The organism is Pseudoalteromonas shioyasakiensis, assembly GCF_022398475.1.
In the GTDB taxonomy this organism is placed as follows: Bacteria; Pseudomonadota; Gammaproteobacteria; order Enterobacterales; family Alteromonadaceae; genus Pseudoalteromonas.
Window position 1 is genome coordinate 1 of record NZ_JAKEVM010000203.1, and the last position, 5,250, is coordinate 5,250.

4 protein-coding genes are annotated in these 5,250 nt (G+C 37.1%); 2 read left to right on the plus strand and 2 right to left on the minus strand.

The window, feature by feature from the left end; all coding sequences use genetic code 11:
* The first annotated feature begins 709 nt into the window (after window positions 1-709).
* Entirely contained in the window at window positions 710-2,533 is a 1,824-nt protein-coding gene (locus L1D51_RS20305; RefSeq protein WP_239964669.1) for a putative bifunctional diguanylate cyclase/phosphodiesterase, read from the plus strand.
* A gap of 42 nt (window positions 2,534-2,575) precedes the next feature.
* Window positions 2,576-3,499, plus strand: coding sequence for a hypothetical protein (locus L1D51_RS20310; RefSeq protein WP_054562388.1), 924 nt, complete (start codon window positions 2,576-2,578; stop codon window positions 3,497-3,499).
* A 9-nt stretch (window positions 3,500-3,508) separates the two neighbouring features.
* Here L1D51_RS20310 and L1D51_RS20315 read toward each other — a convergent pair whose 3' ends face one another.
* Both L1D51_RS20315 and L1D51_RS20320 read right to left on the minus strand, forming a co-directional pair.
* Window positions 3,509-4,657 carry a cellulose-binding family II protein gene (locus L1D51_RS20315; RefSeq protein ID WP_239964668.1) on the minus strand — a complete coding sequence of 383 codons (1,149 nt, stop codon included), beginning with the start codon at window positions 4,655-4,657 and terminating at the stop codon, window positions 3,509-3,511.
* A gap of 71 nt (window positions 4,658-4,728) precedes the next feature.
* The gene (locus L1D51_RS20320; RefSeq protein ID WP_054554593.1) at window positions 4,729-5,157 is read right to left on the minus strand and encodes an Lrp/AsnC family transcriptional regulator; all 429 of its coding nucleotides are present in this window, start codon (window positions 5,155-5,157) and stop codon (window positions 4,729-4,731) included.
* Between the last annotated feature and the right edge of the window lie 93 nt (window positions 5,158-5,250).

Below are 5,250 nucleotides of genomic sequence, written 5' to 3' on the forward strand. Positions count from 1 at the left end.
GCACTACCCAATTAACTTTTTTAAAAATTATCTCAGTGCATATACAAACACAATAAGTAGAAAAGCGTAAATTCGAACGGACTACCAATCCCTGAAAGCATTAACAGTGCTGCTTTTCAGTAATGTTATAACCACTTTTTCTGACCACAAGAATAGCTAGCTTAAAACCTGTTTCGGATAAAACTAGCAGGCCACAGCAAAAGTTGGTATATAACATTTAAAAATTAACAATTAGCAGAAAAAATAATAAATTCCACACACAGCCACCAGAGATAATAAAATAAATACAAAGTAGTGACTTATTGTTTAGCTAAACAATAACCATAAACACTATTAGTATGAAAGTATCTAAGCATTTTTGTCGGAAACAGTGCTAAAGTTTGCTCGATGAATGGCAATAATGCAGTATAAAAGTAAGGCTTCAATTAATTAGCATAAGAAAAACATTTTAGAGCATTAACACTAATGACTATGAATTTTCACATTCTATACTCATCCATGCCCCAAAGTATGAGAAAGGTTTTGTCTAATCTAGATACAAACAATATACTCGATGTATTAACTGGTGAGGTTTTATTGTAAAACAAAGACACCACAATGGTAGTAATGTATGGCCAATGCTCTTCGAACTTTATCAATAAGTATTATAACTTTAATAGCTTTTATATACGGCTTAAATATCTTCTTGACTAAACAGGTCAATGATTTGATGTACGCGCCAAAAGGCTTAGAACTACATACCTTTCAAGGTACAGATGTTACAGTGGTAACAGCTCCTTGGTACAACCTCGTATTAAGTGGCCAGCATTTAGTTTACGATAATAATATTTCTTATATTGTTATTAATACAACAAATGAGTCAGTCGTAACAGCTGCGACTTCTGATCTTATACTCACTACATTATTCTCACCGGTAAACATTATCATTTTAATCTTGTTAGCATTAGCCATCAGTTGGTTAGTTAACTTAAGATTTCAAAATAATCATGAGAAATACGCTCTCAAGATGCTCAATACTAAATCAATTGAATTACTCAATAGTCTAAACTTAGCCAGTGAATCAGGTCTAAACAAGCATACACAACTTGAACAGTTACAAGTAAATTTTCAAACACTTACAACCCATATAACTAATTACACACGTGAATCTGAAGTCAGTATTTATCAAGATAAGTTAACCCACCTTATTGACCGACATGCCTATATAGAACACCTTGCCAAACAATTGAGACTTGCTGAGATGGATAAATTCAGCTGTGCATTACTATTTATAGATTTAGATGGATTCAAACAGGTAAATGACTCTTTTGGTCACAGTTTTGGTGACGATGTGTTAATTCAAGTAGCAACACGCTTGAGCAGTGTTTTACGCCACCATAAAATAAGTAATATTTCCCCAATTAGTCAACTAGAACAAAACTTAGCGCGCCTTGGTGGTGATGAGTTCTCTATTTTCATTAGCTTAAAAGATGATAAAGACAAAGCACTAGAGGTTGCACAAAATGTACTGCACGAAATCGAACGTGATTTTGTTTTAGGTAACAAGCTAATCAAAATTAGCGCTAGTATAGGTATTGCGGTTTACCCAGATAGTGCATCCACCCCACAAGCATTACTGCAAATGGCTGATGTAGCAATGTATCGAGCCAAAACAGATGGTCGTGGTATTTTTAAAGTCTATTCTCCTGAAATGGGTAAAAAGATTAGGCGCTATCATTACTTGCTAGAAGAGATGCGTCTTGCTATTGCTAGCAGCAGTTTTCATTTGTCTTTTCAACCTATTGTACATGTAGATGATTGTGCAATTGACTACTTTGAAGCATTAGTTCGCTGGGATCACCCTGTTGAAGGCTCAATCACGCCTGACGAGTTTATCCCCATTGCTGAAGAGTCTAATCTGATACTAGAACTTGGTGATTGGATCATGCTGGAATCATGTAGACAAATGTCTGCTTGGTATAATGCGGGGATGAAGAAAGTGTCTATTTCTGTGAATATATCTGGCGTGCAATTAAAACATTACGATATTTATGAGTGGGTCATGGAGAAGCTTGCCAAAACAGGGCTGCCTGCAAAAGCGCTGATGCTTGAAATAACCGAATCAACCTTAATCAAAGCAAGCAACAAGATTATTCAATCGTTAGAAAAACTCAGAAGCGAAGGGATCACCATTGCGATTGATGACTTTGGTACTGGTTTTAGCTCGTTAAGTACCCTTGCAGATTTACCTATCGATGTGATCAAACTCGATAAACTGTTTGTTGCGCAAGCTAACGATAACCTTAAATATAATGAAATCATGCACTCTGTCAGCGAGCTTGGCCGAAAACTCGGTCTTAAAGTTGTCGCCGAAGGAGTTGAAGAACTCGCTCAATTTGAACTAGTTAAATCGATGGGCATAAACAGTGTTCAAGGCTACCTAGTGAGCCACCCTGAGTCGTCTGTTAATGTTGGCCACAAAGTATTGCAAGATAACATTAACTTTATGTCTGTTACTGGAACAGGGGTTTGGAATATACAGCAACCGCTTTAGTAAGTTATACTAAACACATTATTCAAAGCCATTCCCTTGTTAATGTTAAAAAAAAGCTTACTTACAGTTTTTATCTTGTCAGTCACCATCATTGGAATACTGGTTGGCTCTTCTATTTATACCCTTTACAGCAAAAAACGTTTAACTGTGGACCCAAAACTGAGAGAAATCTCCGGTATTGAATTTGATAAGTTCAATCGACTTTGGGCCATTAATGACAGCGGTGACCAACCAAAACTATACCGTCTTAATGAAGATGGCTCTATAGCAAAAGAAATTTTAGTAACCAATGCTAAAAACATTGATTGGGAAGATATGACACAAAACAAATTTGGTCACTTCTTTTTGGGGGACTTTGGCAATAATAAAAACGATAGAAAATGGTTAACCATTTATAAAATAGAAAACCCTATCGATATCAAAAGCGACACCACAGAAGCAGAGATAATCAAGTTCACTTATCCTGAAATGGATGGCAGCCCTATTCAACCAGAACAACGTAATTTTGATTTAGAAGCCTTTGTAGCCCTTGGCCGACACCTCTATTTATTTACTAAAAATCGCACTGAGCCATTTGATGGTATTACAAAAGTGTATAAAGTTGGCGATCATGCAGCTAACTTTGATGCACAATTAATAGATTCGTTTCAAACTTGCACCACAATGGAAAAACTTTGTTGGATCACTTCTGCGGCTCTGAGCCCTGATAGAACCAAGTTAGTTCTACTAGATTCAACCAGCATTTGGTTATTTGAAAATTATCAAGGCGATAAGTTTTTTTCAGGGGATGTATCGCGCATTGACTTAGGCATTGTTACACAAAAAGAAGCCATCACTTTTTACGATGACAACACAATTGTTTTTACAGATGAAGAATTTAAAGGCATTGGCGGTAATGCCTATGTCATTAAGCTCGATGAAGTCGAAAAGAAAGTCATTCGCAAAGCGCCCAAAACCAATCAATGACTAAGTGCGTTATTTAGAGAGCGCTTTTTCGATATCTACACCTAATATCAGCACTCCCATGTGCTGATTTTCCTTATCAAATATGGGCACACTAAACTGTACCTGAAAGTGTTTAGTCGACTCATCGAACTCCACTGTATCAATGTAATAGTCATCATCTTGCTGGTACATATTTAAAAATTTGGCTTCATCACCCTGCCAATAGTCTGTTGTGACTTCACTGATAATGACATTTTTACCTTGTTTATCGGTGACGATTATTTCTGTAATGACACCTTGCATCTGCTTTTGCCATACTTGTAAGAATTGTGAACCTTCAAGTTTTAGGTAGCGCTCTGCCAGTATAGATGTATTGTCACGGACTTGTTGCGCCCACTGATGATCAAGCTGTTCGAGATCTTGCTGCGCGAGTGGTTGCTGATTACTTTTAATTACTGCTTGCTGCACCTGTTCTGAATTCGCTAATTGCTGTATTTTTTCTAAAAGCCCTTGCACTAAAGTAAGTTTTTCAATTTTTGACAATACAAAGGGACTTTGTGAGCAACTACTTATGTGACTGTTAAAGGCATTTAAAAAGTCAGGAAACTCCTCGAGTGTTTTATTTGCTGCAAATAAACCCAAAGGCACATAACGATAGAATGTTTGCGTGTATTCATCTGGCTTTATCTGTAACTGCACAGCATTGAACTCAAACTCTTCTAAATCAAGCAAGATTCTATCTACCCGCTGCTTTTTAAATACTTTTATAAGCTCTTGCGTGGTGTTAACTTCGACTTCAATTTTCCGATTTGTTAATTGATACCAATCAGCCTGATGACTTCCTCTTACGACGCCATAACGAAGTTCGTGTTCGGCTATTGAAGCCGAATCTGCGTGGGTAAACCAGTACCAGTTTTCTAAAAACATCGGGGCAGAAAGCTCACCATACTCTTGCATTTGCGATAACAGGTTTGCGGTAAAGTAACCATCGAGCCGATTCAGCTGCACTTCCCTTTTAGCCCTTAACCAAGGTAACTTCTGCAAGTGAAATGGCACATTGATTTGCTTGAAAATACATTCAACATGCGTAATTGCGTTGTGTGGTGCGTTAATTGGTAAGTTAGTACCTAACTGAAAAGGCTGAGCTACAGTGAGTGACAGCAATAATGAAGCAAGCATCAATACAAGCCTAAATAACTAACGAGTAATAGTTATTATAGACAAAAGAAGCGGTTTTACCTGATTAAGGGTTAACGCTTAAACTTTGTCTCTAAAATCACAGACGACGTTGTTCGCTCTACGCCATCTAAGTTACCAATGTCATCTAATAGGTGACTCAGCTTTTCAAGGTTTTGTGCTTGCACGACAGCAATCAAATCAAATTCACCACTAATTGCATAGAGCTGTGAAATAGCATCAATTTGCTTTAGTTCAAGATTCGTTTTGGTGGTCAGTTTTTGCTTCACTTTAATCGAAACATGGGCCGATACCATTTGGCTCAAATAGGCGTCACCATAGTCTACGCTGTAGCCTTTGATCACCCCTGTTTCTTCTAATTTTAACATTCTGCTTTGAACAGTTGAGCGCGATAAATTAAGCGCTCTCGCTAGGTCAGAAATACTCGCACGCGCGTTCGTTCTTAAGATAGCTAATAGTTTTTCATCTTGTGAAGTTATCACTTTGACTACTCTTTTCGTTAATTTGCTTTTTATTTTAGTCATTTTTCACAAAATAGCACTGCAAATTTAAGTCCCTAACCCAGATAATAAGAA

What these genes read in the sequence shown, in the direction of transcription:
- L1D51_RS20305 (WP_239964669.1), top strand. Translation starts at nt 710, where the DNA reads ATGTACGCGCCAAAAGGCTTAGAACTACATACCTTTCAAGGTACAGAT.
- L1D51_RS20310 (WP_054562388.1), top strand. Translation starts at nt 2,576, where the DNA reads ATGTTAAAAAAAAGCTTACTTACAGTTTTTATCTTGTCAGTCACCATC.
- L1D51_RS20315 (WP_239964668.1), bottom strand. Translation starts at nt 4,657, where the DNA reads ATGCTTGCTTCATTATTGCTGTCACTCACTGTAGCTCAGCCTTTTCAG.